Consider the following 23,658-nt stretch of genomic DNA (forward strand, 5'->3'; position numbering starts at 1 on the left):
TTAAAAACGGCTCCTGCTATATTTCCGCGATAGCAGGAGCCCCGCCAAAATATCCCCGCCGTTACCCGTCGATATAGCCACACCTTTTAAAAGTGCATAAAAGCATGCACTTATGTCATTTTTATTTCTAAGATGAATCTGAACCACAACCGGGAAAATATTTGCCATTCTGTTTATGAATTAAATTTTTTGCGAGCCGTACCATTAAACAGACAACGACACGGAGGCAGCATGTTTACTTATTACCCGGCTAATACCGCAGCAGCACAACCTGAACTCGTTAACGCGATTGCGCAGGGTCTTCACGCCGAGCACGGTGCTGTGACTGAAGATGACATTTTGATGGAACTGACCAAATGGGTGGAATCCACGGATAATGACATCCTCAGTGACATCTACCAGCAGACTATTAACTACGTCGTTAGCGGGCAAAACGCACCCTTGTAAAAACCTGCTAAGCTGGATCTGCAACCTAAGGGGTTACATTTCGTTTGCGTAAGCAAACTGGTCCTTAAAACTATCAACAGGATTGAGGAGTTAACATGAAATCGAACCGTCAGGCACGCCATATTCTGGGACTGAACTACAAGCTTTCCAATCAGCGTAAAGTGGTGATTGAAGGCGACCACGAAACGCAGGTCACTCACGCCACCGGCAGAAAACGCCACGCCGGCAAGTAAGTTCCAGACTGAGATCCAGAACACCATCGGTAATCCCGATGGTGTTTTTGTTTATGTGTTGCGGTAATTAATATTTAGCTCCTTTATAATACCGCATGACCGCACCCCATCGCACAGGCCAGAAAGATGACAAACAGCAGTGTCAGGGACGGATCTTCATAAAAAGAGTGAGTGACATGGACAACAAACTGAAAAAACATCGTTCCTTATACATCCCATACGCCGGACCGGTTTTACTCGAATTCCCCCTGCTCAACAAAGGCAGCGCCTTCAGCATGGAAGAGCGCAGCAGCTTTAACCTGCTGGGTTTACTGCCCGAAGTGGTTGAAACCATTGAAGAACAGGCGGAGCGCGCGTGGATCCAGTATCAGGGTTTCAAAACCGAAATCGACAAGCACATCTACCTGCGCAACATTCAGGACACCAATGAAACCCTCTTCTATCGCCTGGTGCAGAACCATCTCGAAGAGATGATGCCGGTGATCTACACCCCGACGGTGGGTGCGGCCTGCGAGCGTTTCTCAGAGATCTACCGTCGTTCACGCGGGGTTTTCATCTCCTATCAGAACCGTCACAACATGGACGATATTCTGCAGAACGTGCCAAACCACAATATCAAAGTGATTGTGGTGACTGACGGCGAACGTATTCTCGGCCTCGGCGACCAGGGCATTGGCGGGATGGGGATCCCAATCGGTAAACTCTCTCTCTACACCGCCTGCGGCGGCATCAGCCCGGCGTATACCCTGCCGGTGGTGCTGGACGTCGGGACCAATAACCAGCAGTTGCTCAACGATCCGCTCTATATGGGCTGGCGCCATCCGCGCATTACCGACGACGAGTACTATCAGTTTGTCGACGACTTCATCCAGGCCGTGAAGCACCGCTGGCCGGACGTTCTGCTGCAGTTTGAAGACTTCGCGCAGAAAAACGCGATGCCGCTGCTGAACCGCTATCGCGATGAGATCTGCTCCTTTAACGACGACATCCAGGGCACCGCGGCCGTGACCGTGGGTACGCTTATCGCTGCCAGCCGCGCAGCCGGCAGCCAGCTGAGCTACCAGAAAATCGTCTTCCTGGGCGCAGGCTCTGCGGGCTGTGGTATCGCCGAGCAGATCATCGCCCAGACGCAGCGCGAAGGCTTAAGCGAAGAGCTGGCCCGCTCCCGCGTCTTTATGGTTGACCGTTTCGGCCTGCTGACCGACGCTATGCCGAACCTGCTGCCGTTCCAGAACAAGCTGGTGCAGAAGCGCGATAACCTGAAAAACTGGGATACCGACAACGAAGTCCTTTCCCTGCTGGACGTGGTGCGCAACGTGAAGCCGGATATTCTGATCGGCGTTTCCGGGCAAACCGGTCTCTTCACCGAAGAGATCATTCGCGAGATGCACAAGCACTGCGAACGCCCTATCGTAATGCCGCTTTCCAACCCGACCTCCCGCGTGGAAGCGACCCCGCAGGACATCATCGCCTGGACCGAAGGTAACGCGCTGGTCGCGACCGGCAGCCCGTTCGACCCGGTGGTGTGGAAGGATAAAACCTATCCGATCGCCCAGTGCAACAACTCTTACATCTTCCCGGGGATTGGTCTGGGCGTGATCGCCTCCGGCGCGTCCCGCATTACCGACGAAATGCTGATGTCGGCGAGCGAAACCCTCGCGGGCTACTCGCCGCTGGTCAACAACGGTGAAGGGCTGGTGCTGCCGGAGCTGAAAGACATTCACAAGGTGTCGCGCGCTATCGCGTTCGCGGTAGGTAAAATGGCGCAGCAGCAGGGCGTGGCGGTGAAAACCTCTGCCGACGCGCTGCAGCAGGCCATCGACGACAACTTCTGGAAACCTGAATACCGCAGCTATCGTCGTACCTCGATTTAATTCGCTTTGACCGTTCCCTTTTCCACAGGGAGACGCAGTGCGGCCCAATCGCCCGGTGGCGCTTCGCTTACCGGGCCTACGGGCGGGGTGTTTTCCCTCTCCCTGTGGGAGAGGGTTAGGGTGAGGGCATCAGACCGCACCATTGAATACCCACTAGCCAAACCCCCTTTCCCCCGCTACACTCCCTTCATCCATTAACCTACTGAATATATAAGGAGGCCAATTATGCTGTACTGTGAAATTTTCAATGTTTCACATACATTTGGTGATCGCACCAGCTCAAGCGTTATCGGTATCGTGCTGCGATAACTTCTGCTTGAGCGAAGACACCAACCCCTGAAATCCCTTCTCTCGGGCTTACTGAGTTATCGTCAGCGATGTTTGACGAGGCATAAACATGCCTGTAACTCTTGGGTAAGCAACAATGAGCACTTTACTCACTGCACAATCTTTACGCGTTGATACGGCGTTTGGCACGCTCTTCGACTCACTCTCCTTTACGCTGAAAAAAGGCGACCGCATTGGCCTGCTGGGCGACAACGGCTGCGGCAAAAGCACGCTGCTGAAGGTGCTGGACGGCACTGACTCCCCCGCCGCCGGAACGGTTTCGCTGGCCGGGCACTGCCTGATGGCGCGCGTGGAGCAACATCTCCCGGACGCCATTTTCCCGTTGACCATGCTGGATGCCGTACTCGCACAGCTGCCTTTAGCCGAGCGCGATAGCCTGCGCTGGAAAGCCGAAACGCTGCTGGCAGGCATGGGCTTCACGCCGCAGGATATGGCGCTGCAATCCGCCACGCTGAGCGGCGGACAGCACACGCGCCTGCTGCTGGCGCGGGCCCTGATTCACGAGCCGGATCTGCTCCTGCTCGATGAACCCAGCAACCACCTTGATTTGCCGACCATGCTCTGGCTGGAACACTTTCTGCAGAACTGGTCAGGCAGCTTCGTGCTGGTCTCGCACGACCGACAGCTGCTGGATGCCGTCACTAACGGCAGCTGGATCCTGCGCGATAAAACGCTGCACTACTTCGCCCTTCCCTGCACGGCCGCCCGCAAGGCGCTTGAAGCAAAGGATGAAAGCGACGCGCAGCGCCACAAGGCGGAGCAAAAGGAGATCGACCGCGTGTCCGCCAGCGCGAAGCGGCTGGCGACCTGGGGCAAGGTTTACGACAACGAAGATCTTGCCCGCAAAGCCAAACAGATGGAAAAACAGGTCGAACGGCTGAAGGAGAGCCAGACGGCGCTCACGGCAGGCAGCCCGTGGACGTTAACCCTGCGCGGCGACGCGCTGCGGGCCGACCGTTTGCTGGAAATGGAGAATCTCGACGTTCCTCCTGCACCTGGCCTGCCGGCGTTATTCAGCATCGAAATGGCGCGGCTAAAAAGCGGCGATCGCGTGGCGATTGTCGGTCGTAACGGCTGCGGCAAATCGTCGCTGATGAGGCTTATCTGGCAACAGTTTGCAGATGAGACCGCAGACTACGGGTTGAAAATCCATCCGCGCGTGTCGCCAGGCTATTACGACCAGACGCTTCACCAGCTTGCGGACAACGCCACGCTGCTCGACGCGCTGGAGCCTTTCGCACCGGATCCGCAGAACCGCAAAATGGCGCTGATAAGCGCGGGTTTCCCGTGGTCGCGTCACGGGCAAACGGTCAGCACGCTCAGCGGCGGCGAGCGCTCGCGCCTGCTGTTCGTTGGCCTGACGCTTGCCCGCTACAGCCTGCTGATGCTGGATGAGCCGACCAACCACCTCGACATGGAAGGCAAAGAGGCGCTGGCGCAAACCCTTCAGCAGTTTGAAGGCGGCGTTCTGCTGGTCAGCCACGACCGTCAGTTAATTAGCCAAAGCTGCAACCGTTTCTGGCTGATTGAAGAGGGAAAGCTGAGCGAGTGGCACGATGCAGAAGCGGTGTTTGAGCGCCTGCGTGAAAGCGCGGGGCTGGCGACATCCACCGCGCCCGCCATCGACGCGGCGACGGTTCAACCCTCACCGTATGACGATCTGCTCGAACGGCTGGTCGCGCTGGAAGCGCTGCTGGAAGACGATCTGGCGCGTAAGCCGAAGCATCAAAAGCCGCAGCTGCAGGCGCAATGGCGTAAAGAGATTGAGGAGATAGAGGCACAGCTGTAAGTCTGCGCCCGGCGAGTCTCTCGTCGGGCCAGTATTTTCCCCCTAAATTATTAGAGGAACGCCGTATTCTTATTCTGAAAATGGATTAAATAATGACATTATGTTGCCGTTGCCTTGCATTACAGCGCCAAACCACTAATCCTTGAGGAGTATTACACCTGCTATGCAGATACTCATCATGAACAAGGAGATACACATGAAGGCTGCTGTTGTCACTCAGGATCATCAGGTCAATATCACCGAAAAAACCTTACGCCCGCTAAAGCACGGGGAAGCCCTGCTGAAGATGGAATGCTGTGGCGTATGCCATACCGATCTCCACGTGAAGAACGGTGATTTCGGCGATAAAACCGGGGTTATCCTGGGCCACGAAGGGATTGGTATCGTAAAAGAAGTCGGCCCCGGCGTGAAGTCGCTGAAAGTCGGCGACCGCGCAAGCGTGGCCTGGTTTTTTGAAGGCTGTGGCCACTGCGAATACTGTAATACCGGCAACGAAACCCTGTGCCGCGACGTGAAAAACGCCGGTTACTCCGTTGACGGCGGCATGGCGGAAGAGTGCATCGTCACCGCGGATTACGCCGTAAAAGTGCCGGACGGTCTGGAATCCGCTGCGGCCAGCAGCATCACCTGCGCCGGCGTTACCACCTACAAAGCGGTGAAGGTGTCCGGAATCAAACCAGGCCAGTGGATCGCGATTTACGGTCTGGGCGGTCTGGGCAACCTTGCGCTGCAGTACGCCAAAAACGTCTTTAACGCCAAAGTCATCGCTCTCGACGTTAACGACGAACAGCTGAAGCTGGCGGCCAGCATGGGTGCGGATTTAACCATCAACTCCCGCAGCGAAGACGCCGCGAAAATTGTGCAGGAGAAAACCGGCGGCGCGCATGCCGCAGTCGTCACTGCCGTCGCAAAAGCGGCCTTTAACTCCGCCGTTGACGCCGTGCGTGCCGGTGGCCGCGTGGTCGCGGTTGGCCTGCCGCCGGAAGCGATGAGCCTCGACATTCCGCGTCTGGTGCTGGACGGCATCCAGGTGGTGGGTTCGCTGGTCGGCACCCGTCAGGATCTGCAGGAAGCCTTCCAGTTCGCCGCTGAAGGTAAGGTGGTGCCGAAAGTCACGATGCGTCCAATCGAGGACATCAACGCCATCTTTAAAGAGATGGAACAGGGCCAGATCCGCGGCCGTATGGTCATTGATCTCCGCTCGTAAAAAACTATCGCCGGGTAGCGGCTTTGCCCTACCCGGCCTACTGTTACGACGAACGCCGGTTCGAAATCCACTCCTGAACCTCAATCTGGAACGTGTCCGGTGCTTTTCGATACATTTTGCGCGCCAGATCGAGAATGGTATGCCGTGCTAACTCCTCTTCCATTCTCTGCTGCGCGCTGTCCATCACCGAACGTACCCCGCACGGACCGTCACATACCCAGGCAGGCGGCGTTTCATCAAACACGGCCAGCCGCTGGCGTATCTCCCTGCACTCAAACATATTTTTCTCGCCGTCTATGGCGTGCGTTACGTCCAGCACGGTGATCAGTTCCGCCGGGCGCGCCAGCTGAAAGCCCCCACCCTTGCCTTCCGTACTGATGACCAGACCGGCACGCGACAAGCGGGTGAATATTTTACCAAGATAATCGTACGGCACGCCCTGAAGGGCAGCCATCTCCCTGACGCTCATCTCCCGCTCATTGCCCTTCGCATCCACCATACACATCAGGCTGTGAATGCCGTATTCCACACCGGAACTGTAAAACGCCATGCTTAACCCCAGTTTGCTGTTCGGGCCATTATAACGATTTTTAACTCAGAAAGAAGTTGTCGCAGTTAACTCCGACAAGTATAGTAGCAGTTATGTCAGGAACAGAGCCTGGCGATCAAAAGGATCGAGTATGAAAAAGCAAATTTTAATTGTGGGTAGCGGCTTTTCCGGTATGTGGGCTGCGGTCAGTGCCGCTCGCCTGTCGGCGCTGGAAGGAAAAGACAATCTTAAGATTGCCGTGCTGGCGCCCGTTCCTGAGCTGCGCGTTCGCCCACGCTTCTATGAAGAAAAGGTATCAACGCTAGTCGCGCCGCTGACAGAACTGTTCGCTGAGCTGGATATTGAATTCATTGCCGGAAGCGCAGAACATATTGATCCTGATGCAAAAACGGTGATATGGCGTGATAATCAGGGGATAACATCCCCGGTGACTTACGAACGTTTAGTGCTGGCGACGGGTAGCCAAACCAAACGCCCTCCCATTGCCGGGCTTGCCGAATACGCATTTGATATCGACCAGCTGGAATCGGCGCAGGTATTTGAGCAGCACCTGAATTCACTGGCTTCACGGCCTGCCTCCCCGGAACGTAACACCGTTGTGGTCTGCGGCGGCGGTTTCACCGGCATTGAGCTGGCGACCGAGCTCCCTGCCCGGCTTCGTTCCAGATTAGGTGAGGATACCAGGATTAAAATCATCGTAGTTGAGCGCAGTACAGCTATCGGTGGACGTTACAGCGAAGCCTTGCGCAAGACCATTGAAGACGCAAGCCACGAGCTGGGCGTTGAATGGCGTCTTAACAGTGAGGTGGAAGCCATCGATGCAAACGGCGTTACATTAAAAAATGGCGAACGTATTGCCGCCACTACCGTAGTCTGGACGGCAGGCGTCGAGGCCAACCCCCTTAGCCAGCAGATTGACGGTGAACGTGACAGCCAGGGGCGACTTATCGTTACCGAGTCGCTGCAGGTTCCAGCCCATCCGGACATCTATGCAACGGGCGACATGGCGCACGCCAAAACAGACGATGCGGGCAACACGGCGCTGATGACCTGCCAGCACGCGATCCAGCTTGGAAAATTTGCCGGACACAACGCGGCAGCCAGCCTGCTAAAAATCGCGCCATATCCTTATCGTCAGGTGAACTATGTTACCTGCCTGGATTTAGGCGCGTGGGGCGCGGTCTATACCGAGGGCTGGGAACAGGCCGTTAAATCCGTCCGCGACGAGGCGAAGAAGATCAAAATCGCCATCACGAACGAGCTGATCTATCCGCCAGCAGCAGACAAAACGGTCGCATTTGCCGCCGCCGACCCGCTGGCGAAATTCGTTTAGCCATCGCCCCGCTAACGGGGCGGTTTTTTTATAGCCATTTTCCGGCAATCCTTATCTTAATTCCTTTGTTCCCTTGTTTTCCCCCGCGCCCGATGATGAATCCGACGCTAACAAGAAGATAACAAAGGAATTCACCATGCAAACCCCATTTCGTCTGCCGCTGCTGACGGCGCTGATTCTGGCGACAACCGCAGCCTGGGCCGCAGATGCGCCCGTCAAAGGCGGCACGCTGATTTATCTGGAGCAACAGGCGCACACCAACCTCTATCCGCCTGCCGGTGGCTTTTACCCGAACGGCGGCATTCTGAATCAAATCACCGACAAACTGACGTGGCAGAACCCAAAAACGCTGCAGGTGGAACCCTGGGTGGCCGAAAGCTGGACCACCAACGCCGATAAAACCGAATACACCTTTAAGCTTCGTCCCGGCATCACCTTCTCCGACGGCACGTCGCTGGACGCCAACGCCGTGGCGAAAAACTTTGATACCTACGGTTTAGGCAACAAGGCGCAGCGCCTGCCGGTGTCAGAAGTGATCAATAACTACGATCGCAGCGAAGTCATCGACCCGCTGACCGTGAAGTTCTACTTCAAAAAACCGTCGCCGGGGTTCCTGCAGGGCACCGCCACCATTGGCTCGGGGCTGGTCTCGCTCAGCACGCTGAAGCGCAACTTCGAAGAGCTGGGAGATGCCCGCCACATCATTGGTTCCGGCCCGTTTGTGGTGAAGGACGAGAAGCTGGGTCGTGAAGTGACGCTCGAAGCCCGCAAAGACTACCAGTGGGGGCCGAAAAACCTGACGCAACAGGGGCCAGCCAATCTCGATGGCATCAAGTTTATCGTGACCCAGGAAGACAGCGTGCGCGTCGGCGCCCTGCTGGCGGGTCAGGCCGACTTTATTCGCCAGGTGCAGGCGTATGACGAAAAGCAGGCGACCGATCAGGGCTATAAGATCTACGCCGCCCCGACGCGCGGGGTGAACGACAGCATCAGCTTCCGCCCGGATAACCCGCTGGTCTCCGATATTCGCGTTCGCCAGGCGCTGCTGCATGCCACCAATGCAAAACAGGTGGTCGAGACCCTCTTCTCGGCCAACTATCCGCAGGCGAAGTCGGTGATTGCCGGTTCCGCCGCAGGCTTTGTCGATCTCAGCGACAAATTGACCTTTGACCCGGCAAAAGCCAACCAGCTGCTGGACGAGGCGGGCTGGAAAGCAGGCGGCGACGGGATCCGCGCCAAAGACGGCCAACGTCTGGCGCTGACGGTGTATGAATCCCTGCCGCAGCCGCAAAACAAAGAGGTGCTGCAGCTGGTTGCCCAGCAATGGCGCCAGGTGGGCGTGGCGCTGAGCGTCAAAGCCGGAGACGCAGGCAGCCGCACGCTGGATAACCTTGACCCGCTGAAAACCCCGTTAACCGTCTCCGAAGTGGGCCGCGCCGATCCGGACGTGGTGAAAAGCATGTTCTACCCGGCTAACCGCGACGCGCTGCTGCAAAAAGGCGGATCCAGCGACAAGGTCAAAAACTTCCGTGACGACAGGCTGAATGCGCTGCTGGTGAACATTTCGGCTGAGGTCGACCCGCAAAAACGCCTGCAGTTGGCGGGGGACGCCCAGCGCTACCTGCTGGATAACGCCTACGTCATTCCGATTTTCGAAGAGCCGCAGGTCTTTGCCGGTGCGCCGTGGCTGAAAGGCGTCAATTTTGAAGCGGTAGGCCGCCCGTCGTTCTACGGCGCGTGGATTGAGAAACACTGAGGAGCTGACGATGCGCCACGCACTTCTTCAACGCTTTGGGCACGGGCTGCTGGTACTGTGGGCCGCCTTTACCCTCTCGTTCGTGTTGCTCCAGGTGCTGCCGGGCGACGCGGTGCTGATTAAATTTCAGAACCCGGACCTGGGCTTAAGCCCGGCGCAAATCGAGGAGATGCGCGTGGCCTACGGCGCGGACAGCCCGCTGTGGCAGCAATACGGCCACACGCTGCTGGCAATGCTGCGCGGGGATTTCGGCTATTCGCTACAGGCGGGCGTGCCGGTCAGCGAGCTGATTGCCAGCAATCTGCCGGATACCCTGAGCCTCGCCCTGCCCGCGTTTGTACTCGCGGTCCTGCTGGCCTTTGCGCTGGCCTTTGCATCGCGTCTGCCGGGTCTGCGCTGGCTGAGCAATACCCTTCAGTCTCTGCCGGTCCTTTTTATCTCCTTACCGACGTTCTGGCTGGGGATTGCCCTCATCCAGCTCTTTTCTTTTCAGCTGCGGCTGATCCCGGTGATTAACCCGACGCCGCTGCAGGGGCTGATCCTGCCGATCGTGACCGTCGCGATCCCGATCTCCGCCCCGCAGGCGCAAATTCTGATGCGCAGTCTGGACCAGGTGGCGACGCAGCCTTTTGTCGCCGTCGCCCGTGCCAAAGGGCTGAGTGAAACCGCCGTCCTGTGGCGTCACGTGACCGGCAACGCCCTGCTGCCGGTCCTGAACATTGCCGGGCTGCTGCTGGGCGAGCTGATTGCCGGGGCGCTGATCACCGAAACCGTTTTTGGCCGCAGCGGGCTCGGACAGCTGACCCAGCAGGCGGTGAATAACCAGGATATCGCCGTACTTCAGGCGGTAGTGATGATTTCCGCCCTCGGTTTTGTCCTGATCAATCTGCTGGTGGATCTGCTGATGCCGCTGCTGGATCCCCGTCTGCAAACCGTTACCGGAGGTGCATCATGAGTCTGGTCGATTACGCTGCCGCCGCGCGAAAACGCGTTCCAGCCTGGCAGGCCGTGGAATGGCAACCGGGACTGTGGCTGGCGTGGGGGGTGATTATTCTCGCCGCTTTTGCCGCCGTAGCGCCCGGCCTGTTAACCCACTACAGCCCGATTGAGGGCATCGCCGCAGCACGCCTACACCCGCCAGCTGTTGAGCGATCTCCAGGGCCAGCGCCTGACCATCGCCCCGGTAGCCGGTCTCCCGCTCGCGTCGCCGGCCATTCGCGCCCGCGCCATCAGCAAGCAATTCTCCCTGGGCAAAGGTCATCAGCTTCAGGCGCTGGATCGGGTGACGTTTGACGTCAAGCGCGGCAGCACGCATGCGCTGGTCGGTGAATCCGGCTCCGGGAAAACCACCCTCGCCCGTATTTTGCTGGGTTTTGAACAGGCCGACAGCGGACAGGTCATCATTGATGATATTGATGCCACCGCGCTCAGCCGCGAGGCCCGCCGTCAGCTGCGCCAGAAGATCCAGTTCGTCTACCAGAACCCGTTTGCCTCTCTCGACCCGCGACAGACGCTGTTCGAGATCATCGAGGAGCCCCTGAAGAACTTTTCTCGCCTCAGTAAGGCGCAGCGAAAGCTCCGGGTGGAGACGGTGGCGCAGCGGGTTGCCCTGCCCGTCGAATTCCTGACCCGCACCGCCCGGGAGCTTTCAGGCGGACAGCGCCAGCGCGTTGCCATCGCCCGGGCGCTGATTCTGGAGCCGACCATTCTGGTGCTGGACGAAGCCACCTCCGCGCTGGACGTCACCGTGCAGGCGCAGATCCTGGCTCTGCTTCAGCAGCTGCAGCAGCAGCTGGGATTGACCTACCTCTTTATCACGCACGATCTGTCAACTGTCCGCCGGATCGCCCACAGCGTCACGGTGCTGCGCGGCGGTCAGGTGGTCGAACAGGGCGACGTCGGAACCTTATTCGCGTCGCCGCAGAACGACTATACCCGCGAGCTGATTGACGCCATTCCCCATTTTTCACCCGCTACGGAGGAGTTCGCATGACGCGAAAACGCCTGGGATTTTTTACCCGCCTGCTTGACGACGCTGCGCCGAAGGAGCGCTATCGTCTGGCAACTGAACAGATCCGCCACGCCGAACGCCACGGTTTTGACAGCGCCTGGATTGCCCAGCACCACTTCCACGAAAGTGAAGGCGGCCTGCCGTCGCCGCTGCTGTTTCTGGCGCACGTAGCCGCGCATACCGAAACCATCCGGCTGGGCACGGCCATCATCACCCTGCCGATGGAAAACCCGCTGCGCGTCGCGGAAGATGCCGCCGTGCTCGATTTACTCGCCGATGGCCGTCTTGAGATCGGTTTTGGTTCGGGCGGCACACCGACCTCATTTCTGCCGTTCGGACTGACGTTCGAGGAGCGCGGCGCGGCGTTTGCTGACCATTTGCATGTGATCCAAAGCGCCTGGCGCGGGGATTCGCTTACCCATCCGGATAACCACCTTTACCCGCCTGCGCCACAGCTGGCCGACCGTATCTGGATTGCCACCTTCTCTGTTGACGGAGCCGTTCGCGCCGCCCGGGCCGGACACGGTTTAATGCTCTCCCGCACGCAGCCGCGCCCGGCAGATCGGCTGGATTTAACGCTCGACGAGATCCAGAACCCGATTGTGGATGCCTACCTTGAGGCGCTGCCTGCGGGCATCGCACCGCGCATTCTGGCCTCCCGTACGGCGTTCGTCGCCGACAGCGACGACTATGCGCTCAGGGTCGCAACGCCGGGCCTCACGAAACAGGCCCAGCAGCATCGCGCTGCCGGGCACGTGGTTAAAGGTGACAACGTCACTGATTATCGCCGCCAGTTTGACGCGCATATTGGTTCGCCCGACACGGTGCTGCATTCGCTGAATGCTGATTCCATTCTCAGGCGCGCCACGGATATCTCATTCCAGGTCCATTCGGTCGAACCCTCGCATCGCGACACGCTGCGGTCCATCGAACTGATCGCCGAACGTATTGCCCCCCACATCCTTTGAGGAGACACCTATGTCGTTAAGTCAGGACATTCTCGCCGAGCTGGCGGAAATAAAACCCGGTTCCCCTCTGGCAGAGGCGCGCGCCACGCGTGATGCCGCCACGCGCCACGCGCAGGGCAGCTACGAAATCCTGTTTAGCCAGCAGGATGCTGATTTTGCACTCGACGAGCGCTTCGCCGTGGCGGCAAAAGTCGCCAGGTGGCACAGCGCGGAGGCGCTGGCCGCGCACTATGCGGGGTTTGGCCTGGCCGATCCCACCTCAGAACGCCTGACCCCGGCGCTGAATTTCGCGCGGCTGCTGACGTTCTCCCCCGTCGAAGCGACGCCCGCAGCGTTAAGGGCGCTGACCCAGGCGGGATGGAGCAAGGAAGGCATTGTTACCCTGGCGCAGCTTATTGCGTTTGTGAGCTTCCAGAGCCGACTCATCACCGGGCTGCGGCTGCTGAATGACAGGCCCGTCGCCAAAAGCGATGCGCCGGTGGCGGCAGGCATCTGGCACACGACCGCAACAACGGTCACTGGAAAGGCGGCCCCCGTCGCGTTCACCCAGCAGGAGCTGGGATGGGAACCGTGGATAGCGGCCAAACCGCTGGCGGATTTCAGTGACGATGAGGTTGCCATCCTGGCGAAATTTGGCCATACCGATTCCGAGTACTTCCGCCTGCTGGCGCGCAACCTGCCGGTGCTTGAACAGCGCACGTTAACGGATAAAGGCATTTTTTATACATCGGGGGGATTGCCGCGCGCCGAGCGCGAGCTGGCCGCAACGGTAGCCAGTAAAATCAACGGCTGCATTTACTGCGCATCTGTCCATGCGCGCAAAGCCAGCCAGCTGTCAAAGGATGACGCGGCGGTAGAGGCCCTGCTGGCCGTGAGGCCGGGGCGGTCCCTGAGCGAGGGGCAATCCGCACGCTGGCAGGCGGAAATCGATTTTGCGGCGGCGCTGTCGGTCACGCCGCCTGCCGCCACGCCGCTGCACCTTGCCGCGCTGGAAAAAGAGGGGCTGGATACCTTAGCGCAGCTCGATCTGGTGCAATCCGCCGCGTTCTTCGCCTGGGCCAACCGTCTGATGCTGACCCTGGGTGAGCCCTGGCTTGCCTGAAGCCTGTCAGGCTAGCGCGCGAGCGTTAGCCTGAGCCCGCCTGGCCCGCAGGTGGCCGTAGATCAGCAGTGCACTCATGGCCGAGAAAGAGAGTATTGCCGCCGGCAGCGTGACGTAACGCCAGCTAAAGCCGAGGACAATCATCATTCCGCCAAAGTACGCGCCAATCGCACTGCCGAGATTAAACGCCATCTGCCCCCCTGCCGCCCCCAGCATCTCACCGCCCTTCGCATTTTGCAGAAGCAGAATTTGTAGCGGCGCAGAGAGCGCAAATAGCCCCGCACAGCAGATAAAGCCCATGATCAGCGAGGCCGTTTTCAGTTCACCAAAGGCGAAAAGCAGCAGCAGCGAGGCGACAATCACCATGTCGGTGGTGGCCGCAATGCGCAGCGGGCTAAAACGCCCCGAGAGCTTACCGCTCATCAGATTGCCCAACACCATGCCAAGCCCCATCAGCATCATGATGGCCGTCATCATCCCTTCTGAATAACCGGAGACGTTGACCATAAACGGCTTAACGAAGCTGAACCACGCGAACACCCCGGCGTTGCCAAACATGGTGGCGGCAAAGATCAGCCAGGGTTCTGGTTTTTTCAGAAAGTGGAACTGCTCGGTTAATTTGATTTCTGATGTGTCGCGGATGTCCGGCACCCAGAGCAGAACCGAAAGGATCACCAGCGCATCGAACACGGCAATCAGAAAAAAGGTATAGCGCCAGCTAAACTGGTGCCCGAGCCAGGTCCCCAGCGGAACGCCCATCAGGTTGGCCACGGTCATGCCGGCGATCATCCCAGCCACCGCGACCGTCACCTTACCCGGAGGCGCAATTTTAGACAGGATAATCGCCCCGACGCCAAAAATAGCCCCGTGCGGAAAGCCGGAAATCAGCCGCCCCACCGCCAGCCAGAAATAGGACGTGGAAAACGTGAACAGGGCATTGCCGACAGCGGACATCGCCACCAGAAACAGCAGCGTGGTTTTTAACGAAAACTTGCCTGAGAACAGCGCCACAATCGGGGCACCAATCACCACGCCGAACGCATAAAACGAGATCATATTCCCGGCGGAGGGAATCGAAATACCGGTGTCATGTGCCAGCTCGGTTAACACGCCCATAATGCCAAATTCGGCCATTCCCAGGCCAAATGTGCCAAGCGCCAACGAAAAAATTGTCTTTTTCATACTTCAACCACTGGTTAATCACACGCGACGGACATTATTGAATAATCTTGTATGGTGAGCCAGTTCAAATCCGATGGCTGGCAGGTTAATCCATTAATTCAGGAGTTTTCTCCAATTGCTACGCGGCGGGAATGGCAAACAAAAAGCCCCGACTGGTGTCAGGGCTTCAAAGGATTTAAGGTTTAGCTTTTACAGTTCGCTTTCTGCCGCTGATTTAGCGCGTGTAATAGCGCCAGCATTGAAAATTGGGTGCTCGTGATTGTTCGTTACGTCACGAACGCGGTAGATTTTCCATGCATCTCCTTCACGACGAAGAAAGACTTCAAGATGTATGCTTCTTCCATCACCCGCCCCCTCAATGACCTGGACTACTTCACCGTTTAAAAATGGCCTTGCGTTTCCCACTCGTAACGCAGGTATCCAATCGCGAGAGTAATCCTGGGTATACGTAAAATAATCAGATTCGATTAACTCTTGTTCAGAGATTTCCTGAATGGCGCTAATGCGAGCAATAGTATCAGCAGAAACATATTTTCGCAGTGCGTCGGCAGGATAAGGCCTGGCTTCATCGCTGCCGAATGCGGAAAGATAGGATTTATAAAATGATTCGGTAGCGTCTTGCGCACTCTGATCTTGACGGGCAGCAGAACTACATCCCACCAGCAGCATAACGAATGATAAAAATACCCTTTGCATCAGTGCATCCTGTAAATTTTAAAGGATGGTTGCATTTTGCGGTACCCAGGCCCCGGATACATGCTTTTTTGAACAAAGTCAGAAATCCACTGCGTACCGTCATACATAGTCATGTGACCTATGCCATTTCCGCCAGAATACGGCTGTATCACAGCCACATCGCCAGAAATTAAAGTAGAACCGGGCGGCAGCTCACTGAACCCAGCACGTAATAACTGCGCCCCATAATCTTTTGCATAATCTGTGTTCGGCACCTTAACGCCTCCAGCCAGAATGGCCAGGCGGGTAAACTTCGCACATTCACTATGAGAGTGCCCCAGAGCGTGTGAACGGAGATACGAAACCGCAGCTTCTTTATTCCAACTCATTCTTAGTTCCTTTAAGTAAATAAGAACGAAATTATCACGCTAACCACATTTAGCGTGTGGGATTAAACGTGCTGATTTTTCGCATCCGTGACGTTCTAAAAGGGGAACGGGTGCTAAGCACCTTCGTGAATACCTAAGTAACTGCTTGAAAAAGTGTTGTTAAATTAATTACCTAAAAACAATACGTATAATATCAGGTGGATTACACTTCATAGTGCGGCCTCGCTTTTTTCCGCGCCGGACAATCTGAGGATGACCATCATGGGAAGCAAAAAGAAAACCAGTGTCGCTGTTGATGTCGTAAAGAATGCTCCGTTAAAGACCAAAGAGTATGAACAAGAGCTACGTCGCCTCCACGTTGAACTGGTTAAGCTCCAGCAGTGGGTCGTCGCCAAAGGGCTAAAAGTGTGTATTGTTTTTGAAGGACGCGACGGAGCGGGTAAAGGCGGCACCATTAAAGCGATCACCGAGCGCGTCAGCCCTCGCGTGTTTCGCGTTGTTGCCCTCCCTGCACCCACCGAGAAAGAGAAAACCCAGCTCTATTTTCAGCGTTATGTTCCCCATCTGCCTGCCGCCGGGGAGATCGTCATTTTCGACCGCAGCTGGTACAACCGCGCGGGCGTCGAGCGGGTAATGGGATTCTGCACCCCCGAGCAGGTTGAAAAGTTTCTAGATGGTGCGCCGGTGATGGAAAAAGCGATGGTGGATGCCGGGATTATCCTGCTGAAGTACTGGCTGGAGGTCACGCCTAAAGAGCAGGAGCGCCGCCTGCGCGACCGTATTAACGATGGTCGTAAAATCTGGAAGCTATCGCCGATGGATATTAAATCCTTTAACCTGTGGGACGAGTATACCCTCGCGCGCGACGCCATGTTTGAAGCGACAGATACCGCCTGGGCGCCGTGGTTTGTAGCGCGTTCAGAAGATAAAAAACGCGTGCGCCTGAATATTATTTCGCACCTGCTCACCCAAATTCCCTATAAAGAAATTCACGTCGAAAAAGTGGATTTACCGAAACGTAAAATTGGTAAAGTCAAACCCACAAAATATCCGTTCCGGTATGTGGAGGAGCGGTTCTGAAATTACTGGAATACGCCTCGCAGAATGTAGATTACCAGGGGATACGGTATTGTTTTTTGTTGGCTGCGGTTGATAATGACCGCACCAACAAAGGAGATACAAATGAAGCCAAACCGAAGCAAAGACTATGGCAAAAGGGAGAGCATAGCGAGTGGAGTCTCCCGTGAAGCCCGGACACCAGAGGCTCGAAGACGAGATCGTCAGCAAGATAAAAAATTCATAAAAGCCATAAATGAATTTACGGCTAAAGCGGGATTATTATCAGACGATCCTTTCTTTGGAGGGATTTAATGTGCTTTCAGTTTGACATTTACCGTAACCCTTCAGAAAGAACACGGGACTACCAGCCTTATTTTATGATAATTCAACATGACTATTATGATGATTTATCAACAAGACTGATTATTCCATTGAGCTACCATAGTTATCTACGTGGACATATCAATGCCGCGATGCCTTTAGTGAATATTGATTTCGAGCGATATTTCCTTAACACCGCTAGCATAACACACGTGGAAAAACAGAAACTAAATAATAAAGATTATGTATGTAATCTTCGCAGCGCGAGAAGTACTGTTATCGCGGCGATAGATGCGTTAGTGACCAATACATAACGTAGGCCCGCGCAAACTCAGCGCCGCCGGGCAAAGCCGACGGCGCAGGTCTTACTTCATTCCTTCCGTGCTTTCCCGTTTCGCTTCCAGTCGTTCCACTTCACGATACCAGCGCGGGTGGTGTTTCTGCGCCCAGCGGCGGCTCACCTTCCCTTCAATCATCCCTTTAATCGATCCCTTTACCCAGAACGCCATATACATATGGATCAGGATGGCGTGGATCAGAATGATGGCCGAGGTGGCGTGGATCAGCAGCGCGTAGCGAATCACCTGAATCGGGAAATAGTGCGCAAAATACGGACGCCAGATAATCACGCCGGTCACCAGAAGCACAAAAATCATGCTCATGATGGTCCAGAACATCATCTTCTGCCCGGCGTTGTATTTCCCCACCTTCGCGACCTTATGCTCGTTGCCCTTCAGGACTTCGACGATCCCTTTCACCCACGGGATATCCTGCCTGTCCGGGATGTTGTGGTGGACAAAGCGCACGAACATAAACATCAGCACCACGAAAATCAGCACGCCGAAGAACGGGTGCAGAATGCGCCCCATCTGCGGCGTGCCGAAGGTTTCGGTCAGCCACTGCAGCGTCGGGAAGAAGAACGAAATCCCCGACACCGCCACCAGGAAGAAGCAAATCACGACCGTCCAGTGACAGGCGCGGTCAACAAACTTCGTGCGCACGATCGTTTTCGACTTACTCATGATGCTCCTCCTCGTCCTCATCCACCTCTTTGTTTGGCCCGATACCGATGTAGTGATAAATCAGCCCGGCAAAGGTGGCGATAAAGCCCGCCGCCGAAAGCGGTTTAAGCGCCCCTTTCCACAGGTTGATGGAGGTATCGATCGCCGGAGCCTTCGGCAGGTTGTGGTACAGCTCCGGCTGGTCGTTATGGTGCAGCACATACATCACGTGCGTACCGCCCACGCCCTGCGGGTTATAAATGCCCGCATTCTCGTAGCCGCGCGCTTTCAGCTTGTCCACGCGCGCCTGCGCCACGTCCAGCATCTCTTTTTTGGTGCCGAAGTGGATAGCCCCGGTCGGACAGGTCTTGACGCAGGCAGGCTCCTGTCCGACGCTGACGCGGTCCACGCACAGGGTGCATTTGTATACCCGGTTATCCTCTTTATTGAGGCGCGGGATATTAAACGGACAGCCCGCGATGCAGTACCCGCAGCCGATACAGTTGTCCTGCTGGAAGTCGACGATTCCGTTGGCGTACTGAATAATCGCGCCGGCAGACGGGCACGCCTTCAGGCAGCCCGGATCTTCACAGTGCATGCAACCGTCTTTACGGATGAGCCATTCCAGCCTGCCGTTCTGCTCGGTTTCGCTAAAGCGCATCACCGTCCAGGATTTGGCGCTCAGATCCGCCGGATTGTCGTAGACCCCCACGCAGTGCCCCACCTCGTCGCGGATATCGTTCCACTCCGAGCAGGCCACCTGGCAGGCCTTACAGCCCACGCAGGAGGAGACGTCGATAAGCTTGGCGACCTCTGCCTTGTAGTCCCGCGCGCGGGGCGCGGGGGTAATCGGGTTGGTCGCGGAGCGTTTGATAACGTCTTGTGTTTCCATCGCCATTGAATCGCTCCTTACGCTTTCTCGATGTTGACCAGGAACGCCTTGTACTCCGGCGTTTGCGAGTTGGAATCGCCGACGTTTGGCGTCAGGGTGTTGGCGATGTAGCCTTTCTGCGCCACGCCCTCAAAGCCCCAGTGCAGCGGGATCCCGACGGTTTCCACCTGCTGGCCGTGCACGTTCAGGCTTTGAAGACGACGGGTCACCACCGCCACCGCGCGAATAAAGCCGCGCTTGCTGCTCACCTTCACGCGGTCGCCGTTGGCGATGCCTTTCGCCTTCGCTAGCGTCTCGCTGATCTCCACAAACTGTTCCGGCTGCGCGATGGCGTTAAGCCGCGCGTGCTTGGTCCAGGTGTGGAAATGCTCGGTCAGGCGATAGGTCGTCCCTACGTACGGGAACTTGTCCTTTTTACCTAAGCGCAGGACGTCGTCTTCGTAGATACGCACCACCGGGCTGGAGACCACGTTCGGATGCAGCGGGTTGGTGCCGAGCGGCGTTTCCATCGGCTCGTAGTGTTCCGGGAACGGCCCTTCCGCCAGCTTGTTGAGGGCAAACAGGCGTCCCAGCCCTTCCGGCTGCATGATGAATGGCCCGGTGTTGCTGCCCGGCGCGGCGGTGTTGTAGTCCGGGATATCGTTCCCCGCCCACTTCGCCCCGTTCCACTGGATCAGCATGCGTTTCGGATCCCACGGCTTGCCTTTTACGTCTGCAGACGCGCGGTTGTACAGCACGCGACGGTTCAGCGGCCACGCCCATGCCCAGCCCAGCGTATTGCCCAGCCCGGACGGGTCGGCGTTGTCGCGGTTGGCCATCTGGTTGCCCTGCTCCGTCCAGCTGCCGGTGTAGATCCAGCATGACGACGCCGTCGTGCCGTCATCGCGCAGCAGCGCGAAGCTGTTCAGCAGCTGGCCTTTCTTCGCCACCAGGTTGCCGCTGGCGTCATAGAGATCCGCCAGCGCCACGCCGTTGTTCTCTTTGGCGACTTCCTCTGACTCAGGATGGTCAGGCTGCTTGTAGCTCCAGCCCATCTTCAGCAGCGGCTCAGCGCCCTTGCCGCCTTCGGTGCGGTACATTTCGCGCAGGCGATGGTAAATCCCGGCCAGGATTTCGCCGTCGTTACGCGCTTCGCCCGGAGCGTCCTGGCCTTTCCAGTGCCACTGCAGCCAGCGGCCAGAGTTAGCGATTGAACCGTCCTCTTCCGCAAAGCAGGTGGACGGCAGGCGGAACACTTCGGTCTGAATCGACGCCGGATCGACATCGTTCGATTCCCCGTGGTTCTGCCAGAAGGTTGACGTTTCGGTCACCAGCGGATCGATAACCACCATGTACTTCAGCTTGCTCAGGCTGCGAACGACTTTGTTCTTGTCCGGGAAGGAGGCCACCGGGTTAAAGCCCTGGCAGATATACCCCGTGACGTTGCCCTTATCCATCATGTTGAAATACTTGATGACGTCGTAAGCCTGGTCCCACTTCGGCAGCCACTCAAAGCCCCAGTCGTTCTCCTTCTGCGCCGCGTCGCCGTAGAAGGATTTCATCAGGCTGACGTAGAACTTCGGATAGTTGCTCCAGTAGTTCACCTGATCCGGCAGCGTTGCTTTCGGCGTATTGGCCTCAAGATACGTTTGCAGATCCGCCTGCTTTTCCGACGGCAGCGTCAGGTAGCCCGGCAGGCTGGTGGAGAGCAGACCGAGGTCGGTAAGCCCCTGAATGTTGGAGTGCCCGCGCAGCGCGTTTACGCCGCCCCCCGCCATCCCCATGTTGCCGAGCAGCAGCTGGATCATCGCCATGGTGCGGATGTTCTGCGCGCCGACGGTATGCTGCGTCCAGCCCAGCGCGTAGAGGAACGTGGTGGTTCTGTCTGCGGCACTGGTGGAGGCCAGCACTTCACACACCTTCAGGAAGTCCGCTTTCGGCGTGCCGCAGATGTTTTCCACCACCTCCGGCGTATAGCGGGAAACGTGCTGTTTTAGCAGGTTCCACACGCAGCGCGGGTGCGTCAGGGTTTCATCACGCAGCGCGTAGCCGTTTTCATCGAACTGATAGTTCCAGGACGTTTTATCGTACTGGCGTTTTTCGGCGTCATAGCCGCTAAACAACCCGTCATCGAAGGCAAAATCATCCCGCACCAGCAGGTTCGCGTTGGTGTAGTGCTTAACGTATTCCGCGTTAATTTTGTTGTTTTCGATCAGGTACAGCAGCACGCCGGACAGGAACGTAATGTCCGTACCGGAGCGGATCGGCGCATAGATATCGGCCACCGATGCCGTACGCGTAAAGCGCGGATCGACGACGATAAGCGTCGCATCGTTGTTGTTTTTCGCTTCCATCGCCCAGCGGAACCCCACCGGATGGGCTTCCGCGGCGTTACCGCCCATCACCACCACGACGTTAGCGTTTTTGATATCAACCCAGTGGTTGGTCATCGCACCGCGACCAAATGTTGGAGCAAGACTTGCTACCGTTGGTCCGTGTCAGACGCGCGCCTGGTTGTCTACCGCCAGCATGCCGAGAGAGCGCACAAATTTTTGCGTCAGCATGCCGGTTTCATTACTCGCCGCAGAGGCGCACAGCATCCCGGTGGAAAGCCAGCGGTTAACCGTTACGCCCTGGGCGTTCTTTTCAATAAAGTTGGCGTCGCGGTCGGCTTTCATTAATTTGGCAATACGGGAGAAGGCCTCATCCCAGGAGATACGCTGCCACTTGTCGGAACCCGGCGCGCGGTATTCCGGGTAGCGCAGGCGGTTTTCGCTGTGAACGTAGTCCAGCAGCCCCGCCCCTTTCGGGCAAAGCGCCCCGCGGCTCACCGGATGATCCGGGTCCCCTTCAATATGGTAAATCGCTTCTCTGGCGTTCTTCGCGCCATCGCCCAGGCTATACATCAAAAGCCCACAACCTACGGAGCAGTATGTGCAGGTGTTACGGATCTCTTTTGCGCGCAGCAGCTTATAGTTGCGTGCCTGAGCCAGCGCCATTTTGGGAGCAAATCCCAGCATGGCTGCCGTTGTTCCGGCCATACCGCCCGCGCAGATTTTAAAAAATTGTCTGCGGCTGACGTCCATTGTTGTCCTCGTTTTCATATAAGACTTCGCGCCGCAAACTAACAGCAAAGCCCCTGATTTTTTTGCGTCAAATCAAGGTCATCTGCCTTCACCCCCTTAATAGTCACCCCCGGAACCTTTAAATACTCCTTTTTGATTAACGGTTTAAGAGAATAATTGGCGACAGCGTCAGGATGAATGCGATACATTTTTCCTCTGATTTTTATTGCAATGGCGGAGTAATGGACAGAAAGAGAGCAACGCTTATTGGGCTGGCGGCAATACTGTTATGGAGCACCATGGTCGGCCTTATTCGCAGCGTGAGTGAGGGACTGGGCCCGGTAGGCGGTGCGGCAATGATCTACACGCTGAGCGGATTACTGTGTCTGGTGACGGTAGGATTTCCTGATATCAGGCGGTTTTCGCCCCGCTATCTTATTGCCGGCAGCGTTTTATTTGTCAGCTACGAAATATGCCTGGCGCTGTCGCTGGGCTATGCCGCAACGCGATCGCAGGCGATTGAAGTGGGCATGGTCAATTACCTTTGGCCGAGCCTGACCATTGTGTTTGCCATCTTGTTCAACGGGCAGAAATCGACCCTGTGGGTGATCCCCGGCTTAGCCATCTCATTGCTGGGCGTATGCTGGGTATTGGGCGGTGAACAGGGTTTACATCTCGATGAAATAACCCGCAATATCGTTTTCAGCCCGCTGAGCTACGCGCTGGCGTTTGCCGGGGCATTTATCTGGGCCGCCTACTGCACGGTCACCAGCAAATTTGCGAAAGGACAAAACGGCATTACCCTGTTTGTTTTGCTGACCGCGCTGAGCCTGTGGGTGAAATATTTCCTGAGCGATCAGCCCGAGATGGTGTTCACGCTTCCGGTGGTCGTGAAACTCGTCATGTGCGGTATCGCGCTTGGGTTTGGTTACGCCGCATGGAATATTGGCATCCTTCACGGTAACGTCACGGTACTGGCTGCCGTATCCTATTTTACCCCTGTCCTCTCCGCCGCGCTTGCCGCCGCAGTGCTGAGTTCGCCTCTCTCATTCTCGTTCTGGCAAGGCGCGCTAATGGTCTGCGCCGGGTCGTTGCTCTGCTGGTACGCAACAAGAAAATAATGCTTCTCTAACGGCCGGGCGAATTTCAGTCCGGCAACATAATTAACATAAATTTAAAGTGTGATCGCTCCTCAGAATATTTATCATAATTATCGCATTTCCGTTTAAATTCGGTTTATATTTGCCGCCTTCTGTAAACGGCAGAAAAGATAATTGACACAAACTGACAACACTATGGAATTAATTAACTGCGAATATTAACGTCATGGATAGCATTAAGTGCAGTAATTCATTTCTGACGTGTTCATGGCAATATTCGCAATATACGTCGCGATCTACCCCTAACCTACTGTTATTAAGTCAAAACAGTAATAACAACCCCCTCAAAGCATCGATAATACCGAAATCTAACGCAA

21 protein-coding genes and 1 pseudogene are annotated in these 23,658 nt (G+C 56.6%); 15 read left to right on the plus strand and 7 right to left on the minus strand.

Going from position 1 to position 23,658, the window contains the following annotated elements; all coding sequences use genetic code 11:
* The first annotated feature begins 231 nt into the window (after positions 1 to 231).
* The 5 genes from bdm (at position 232) to adhP (ending at position 5,898) form a co-directional block, all read left to right on the plus strand.
* Positions 232 to 447: a biofilm-dependent modulation protein gene (bdm, locus tag ACWKXN_RS09025; RefSeq protein WP_013096534.1), complete on the plus strand. Its 216-nt coding sequence runs from the start codon at positions 232 to 234 to the stop codon at positions 445 to 447.
* Between the two features lie 95 nt (positions 448 to 542).
* Entirely contained in the window at positions 543 to 680 is a 138-nt protein-coding gene (gene sra / locus ACWKXN_RS09030; RefSeq protein ID WP_008501714.1) for a stationary-phase-induced ribosome-associated protein, read from the plus strand.
* A 176-nt stretch (positions 681 to 856) separates the two neighbouring features.
* Positions 857 to 2,554: an NAD-dependent malic enzyme gene (locus ACWKXN_RS09035; protein ID WP_039262819.1), complete on the plus strand. Its 1,698-nt coding sequence runs from the start codon at positions 857 to 859 to the stop codon at positions 2,552 to 2,554.
* A 424-nt stretch (positions 2,555 to 2,978) separates the two neighbouring features.
* Positions 2,979 to 4,691 (plus strand): ABC-F family ATP-binding cassette domain-containing protein, encoded by a 1,713-nt coding sequence (locus ACWKXN_RS09040; RefSeq protein ID WP_454543671.1) that lies wholly within the window; start codon positions 2,979 to 2,981, stop codon positions 4,689 to 4,691.
* A 196-nt stretch (positions 4,692 to 4,887) separates the two neighbouring features.
* Entirely contained in the window at positions 4,888 to 5,898 is a 1,011-nt protein-coding gene (gene adhP / locus ACWKXN_RS09045) for an alcohol dehydrogenase AdhP (protein WP_033145630.1), read from the plus strand.
* Positions 5,899 to 5,941: 43 nt separating this feature from the next.
* Here the strand turns inward: adhP and ACWKXN_RS09050 are convergent, their stop codons facing one another.
* Positions 5,942 to 6,448, minus strand: a complete 507-nt coding sequence (locus tag ACWKXN_RS09050) for an RrF2 family transcriptional regulator (protein ID WP_096151094.1) — start codon at positions 6,446 to 6,448, stop codon at positions 5,942 to 5,944.
* A 130-nt stretch (positions 6,449 to 6,578) separates the two neighbouring features.
* Between ACWKXN_RS09050 and ACWKXN_RS09055 the strand changes: the two genes are divergently transcribed.
* The 6 genes and pseudogenes from ACWKXN_RS09055 to ACWKXN_RS09080 all read left to right on the plus strand — a co-directional run bounded on the left by ACWKXN_RS09055 (position 6,579) and on the right by ACWKXN_RS09080 (position 13,618).
* Entirely contained in the window at positions 6,579 to 7,781 is a 1,203-nt protein-coding gene (locus ACWKXN_RS09055) for an NAD(P)/FAD-dependent oxidoreductase (protein WP_096151095.1), read from the plus strand.
* 136 nt (positions 7,782 to 7,917) lie between these two features.
* Positions 7,918 to 9,537, plus strand: coding sequence for a TIGR04028 family ABC transporter substrate-binding protein (locus tag ACWKXN_RS09060; protein ID WP_454543672.1), 1,620 nt, complete (start codon positions 7,918 to 7,920; stop codon positions 9,535 to 9,537).
* Between the two features lie 10 nt (positions 9,538 to 9,547).
* Entirely contained in the window at positions 9,548 to 10,492 is a 945-nt protein-coding gene (locus tag ACWKXN_RS09065; protein ID WP_454543673.1) for an ABC transporter permease, read from the plus strand.
* A gap of 162 nt (positions 10,493 to 10,654) precedes the next feature.
* A pseudogene (locus ACWKXN_RS09070) lies at positions 10,655 to 11,530 on the plus strand (ABC transporter ATP-binding protein); the annotation flags it as partial.
* Positions 11,527 to 12,516, plus strand: a complete 990-nt coding sequence (locus tag ACWKXN_RS09075) for a putative FMN-dependent luciferase-like monooxygenase (protein WP_182931946.1) — start codon at positions 11,527 to 11,529, stop codon at positions 12,514 to 12,516. The pseudogene ACWKXN_RS09070 and the gene ACWKXN_RS09075, both read left to right, overlap by 4 nt.
* A gap of 10 nt (positions 12,517 to 12,526) precedes the next feature.
* Complete coding sequence (locus ACWKXN_RS09080; RefSeq protein WP_058840965.1) at positions 12,527 to 13,618, plus strand: alkylhydroperoxidase domain protein; 1,092 nt, start codon at positions 12,527 to 12,529, stop codon at positions 13,616 to 13,618.
* Between the two features lie 6 nt (positions 13,619 to 13,624).
* Here ACWKXN_RS09080 and araJ read toward each other — a convergent pair whose 3' ends face one another.
* The 3 genes from araJ to ACWKXN_RS09095 form a co-directional block, all read right to left on the minus strand.
* Positions 13,625 to 14,800, minus strand: a complete 1,176-nt coding sequence (gene araJ, locus ACWKXN_RS09085) for an MFS transporter AraJ (protein ID WP_454543674.1) — start codon at positions 14,798 to 14,800, stop codon at positions 13,625 to 13,627.
* A 189-nt stretch (positions 14,801 to 14,989) separates the two neighbouring features.
* Entirely contained in the window at positions 14,990 to 15,496 is a 507-nt protein-coding gene (locus ACWKXN_RS09090) for a YbjP/YqhG family protein (RefSeq protein WP_211438091.1), read from the minus strand.
* Positions 15,496 to 15,864 carry a hypothetical protein gene (locus ACWKXN_RS09095; RefSeq protein ID WP_182072888.1) on the minus strand — a complete coding sequence of 123 codons (369 nt, stop codon included), beginning with the start codon at positions 15,862 to 15,864 and terminating at the stop codon, positions 15,496 to 15,498. The genes ACWKXN_RS09090 and ACWKXN_RS09095 overlap by 1 nt, the downstream gene beginning before the upstream one ends.
* A 261-nt stretch (positions 15,865 to 16,125) precedes the next feature.
* Here ACWKXN_RS09095 and ppk2 point away from each other — a divergent pair, with 261 nt between their 5' ends.
* From ppk2 to ACWKXN_RS09110, 3 genes are all read left to right on the plus strand, one after another.
* Positions 16,126 to 16,944 carry a polyphosphate kinase 2 gene (gene ppk2 / locus ACWKXN_RS09100; RefSeq protein ID WP_033145639.1) on the plus strand — a complete coding sequence of 273 codons (819 nt, stop codon included), beginning with the start codon at positions 16,126 to 16,128 and terminating at the stop codon, positions 16,942 to 16,944.
* 102 nt (positions 16,945 to 17,046) lie between these two features.
* The gene (locus ACWKXN_RS09105; RefSeq protein WP_048981265.1) at positions 17,047 to 17,235 is read left to right on the plus strand and encodes a type II toxin-antitoxin system CcdA family antitoxin; all 189 of its coding nucleotides are present in this window, start codon (positions 17,047 to 17,049) and stop codon (positions 17,233 to 17,235) included.
* A complete protein-coding gene (locus tag ACWKXN_RS09110; RefSeq protein ID WP_454543675.1) occupies positions 17,235 to 17,558 on the plus strand; it encodes a CcdB family protein in 324 nt (107 codons plus the stop codon). Before ACWKXN_RS09105 ends, ACWKXN_RS09110 begins: the two co-directional genes overlap by 1 nt.
* Before the next feature lie 51 nt (positions 17,559 to 17,609).
* Here ACWKXN_RS09110 and fdnI read toward each other — a convergent pair whose 3' ends face one another.
* From fdnI to fdnG, 3 genes are read right to left on the minus strand one after another with little or no spacing between them, the layout of a single operon-like run.
* Complete coding sequence (gene fdnI / locus ACWKXN_RS09115; RefSeq protein ID WP_047060941.1) at positions 17,610 to 18,266, minus strand: formate dehydrogenase-N subunit gamma; 657 nt, start codon at positions 18,264 to 18,266, stop codon at positions 17,610 to 17,612.
* Complete coding sequence (gene fdxH / locus ACWKXN_RS09120) at positions 18,259 to 19,143, minus strand: formate dehydrogenase subunit beta (protein WP_454543676.1); 885 nt, start codon at positions 19,141 to 19,143, stop codon at positions 18,259 to 18,261. Before fdxH ends, fdnI begins: the two co-directional genes overlap by 8 nt.
* Positions 19,144 to 19,154: 11 nt before the next feature.
* Entirely contained in the window at positions 19,155 to 22,202 is a 3,048-nt protein-coding gene (gene fdnG / locus ACWKXN_RS09125; RefSeq protein WP_454543778.1) for a formate dehydrogenase-N subunit alpha, read from the minus strand.
* 221 nt (positions 22,203 to 22,423) lie between these two features.
* Between fdnG and yddG the strand changes: the two genes are divergently transcribed.
* Positions 22,424 to 23,302: an aromatic amino acid DMT transporter YddG gene (yddG, locus tag ACWKXN_RS09130; RefSeq protein WP_182931942.1), complete on the plus strand. Its 879-nt coding sequence runs from the start codon at positions 22,424 to 22,426 to the stop codon at positions 23,300 to 23,302.
* The last annotated feature ends 356 nt before the right edge of the window (positions 23,303 to 23,658 follow it).

The sequence above is a fragment of the Enterobacter sp. UPMP2060 genome (assembly GCF_053709655.1).

Bases quoted from the DNA above. Each gene is read 5' to 3' on its own strand.
- ACWKXN_RS09095 (WP_182072888.1), bottom strand. From the start codon at position 15,864: ATGAGTTGGAATAAAGAAGCTGCGGTTTCGTATCTCCGTTCACACGCT.
- bdm (WP_013096534.1), top strand. From the start codon at position 232: ATGTTTACTTATTACCCGGCTAATACCGCAGCAGCACAACCTGAACTC.
- ACWKXN_RS09035 (WP_039262819.1), top strand. From the start codon at position 857: ATGGACAACAAACTGAAAAAACATCGTTCCTTATACATCCCATACGCC.
- ACWKXN_RS09040 (WP_454543671.1), top strand. From the start codon at position 2,979: ATGAGCACTTTACTCACTGCACAATCTTTACGCGTTGATACGGCGTTT.
- ACWKXN_RS09090 (WP_211438091.1), bottom strand. From the start codon at position 15,496: ATGCAAAGGGTATTTTTATCATTCGTTATGCTGCTGGTGGGATGTAGT.
- yddG (WP_182931942.1), top strand. From the start codon at position 22,424: ATGGACAGAAAGAGAGCAACGCTTATTGGGCTGGCGGCAATACTGTTA.
- ACWKXN_RS09050 (WP_096151094.1), bottom strand. From the start codon at position 6,448: ATGGCGTTTTACAGTTCCGGTGTGGAATACGGCATTCACAGCCTGATG.
- fdnI (WP_047060941.1), bottom strand. From the start codon at position 18,266: ATGAGTAAGTCGAAAACGATCGTGCGCACGAAGTTTGTTGACCGCGCC.
- ACWKXN_RS09105 (WP_048981265.1), top strand. From the start codon at position 17,047: ATGAAGCCAAACCGAAGCAAAGACTATGGCAAAAGGGAGAGCATAGCG.
- araJ (WP_454543674.1), bottom strand. From the start codon at position 14,800: ATGAAAAAGACAATTTTTTCGTTGGCGCTTGGCACATTTGGCCTGGGA.
- ACWKXN_RS09110 (WP_454543675.1), top strand. From the start codon at position 17,235: ATGTGCTTTCAGTTTGACATTTACCGTAACCCTTCAGAAAGAACACGG.
- ACWKXN_RS09075 (WP_182931946.1), top strand. From the start codon at position 11,527: ATGACGCGAAAACGCCTGGGATTTTTTACCCGCCTGCTTGACGACGCT.
- fdxH (WP_454543676.1), bottom strand. From the start codon at position 19,143: ATGGCGATGGAAACACAAGACGTTATCAAACGCTCCGCGACCAACCCG.
- ACWKXN_RS09055 (WP_096151095.1), top strand. From the start codon at position 6,579: ATGAAAAAGCAAATTTTAATTGTGGGTAGCGGCTTTTCCGGTATGTGG.
- ACWKXN_RS09080 (WP_058840965.1), top strand. From the start codon at position 12,527: ATGTCGTTAAGTCAGGACATTCTCGCCGAGCTGGCGGAAATAAAACCC.
- adhP (WP_033145630.1), top strand. From the start codon at position 4,888: ATGAAGGCTGCTGTTGTCACTCAGGATCATCAGGTCAATATCACCGAA.
- ppk2 (WP_033145639.1), top strand. From the start codon at position 16,126: ATGGGAAGCAAAAAGAAAACCAGTGTCGCTGTTGATGTCGTAAAGAAT.
- ACWKXN_RS09065 (WP_454543673.1), top strand. From the start codon at position 9,548: ATGCGCCACGCACTTCTTCAACGCTTTGGGCACGGGCTGCTGGTACTG.
- sra (WP_008501714.1), top strand. From the start codon at position 543: ATGAAATCGAACCGTCAGGCACGCCATATTCTGGGACTGAACTACAAG.
- ACWKXN_RS09060 (WP_454543672.1), top strand. From the start codon at position 7,918: ATGCAAACCCCATTTCGTCTGCCGCTGCTGACGGCGCTGATTCTGGCG.